1 protein-coding gene is annotated in these 921 nt (G+C 49.0%); it reads right to left on the bottom strand.

The genetic code is table 11. From position 1 onward, the window contains the following. Positions 1 to 46 precede the first annotated feature (46 nt). Positions 47 to 921: DMT family transporter (locus R7Q48_RS25490; RefSeq protein ID WP_318132935.1), on the bottom strand; the 875-nt coding region annotated here is incomplete at its 5' end.

Raw genomic sequence — 921 nt, 5'->3', positions numbered from 1 at the left:
TTGATGTTCAGTATTTGCCATCGTCGTTCATCTTTAGAGCGTGTATTTACGCTCGCTTGGGGAAGCGGAATCTGCCGCCAGTGCGGTAAATCACCAAAGAAAAGAGAATCAGCAGACAACCAACAAGTTTATTGGCCGTCAGAACTTCACCATACCAAAGAATGCTGAGAACAACCGTCCAAACCGGCTCTAAGATCATAATCAGTGCCGCATTCCCTGCTTGGACAAACTTTTGCCCCATCGTCTGCATAACGTAACGCAAACTCGTCGCAAGCAACGTACTGAGCGCAAACCACCACCAAATGGATGAATCCACCTGCTCTGGTCGTGATTCCATCAAGAACGACACCAACAGACCTAGACAGCCTGCTGAAAACAGCTGCACACAAGTCAGTAGTAAAACGGGCAACTTCTGCGAATATTTGCTGTTTACATTAAAGTGTAGCGCCAAGATAAGCGCCGCTCCAAGAAACCAGAGTTGACTCGCAGACTGCTTCCAACCTCCAGCCAATGAAAGGCACGCTAAACCAATCACCGCAATAGGTAACGAGATCCAAAAGATGCGCTGAGGGCGTTGTTGAAACATTACCCAAGCCACGATTGGCACGAACAGCATCGAGAGGCTCATAATAAATGCGCCCTCGCCTAGCGTATCGCTGATTGAAATGGCGTAAATCCACGTCATCACAGCGCCACCAAGCAGCAAACCAACACCGCTAGCCGCCAACACGTCTTTTAACCGTGCCGCTTTTAGTGGTCGGAAACACAATGGCAGTAAACAGAGAGAGGCGATGGTAAATCGCAAGCCAATAAAACCAAAGGGAGGCAGCCCTTGGATGGTTTCTTTGGAAAAAATCCAGCCCAGTGCCGCTATCATCGTAGTGGCCACCAGAATCACGGTCGCTTTGCGTTCTGAGTTAA

It is taken from the genome of Vibrio sp. 378 (assembly GCF_033339435.1).
The sequence above is the reverse complement of the archived record's forward strand: the minus strand, read 5'-3'. Positions and strand labels throughout refer to the sequence as shown.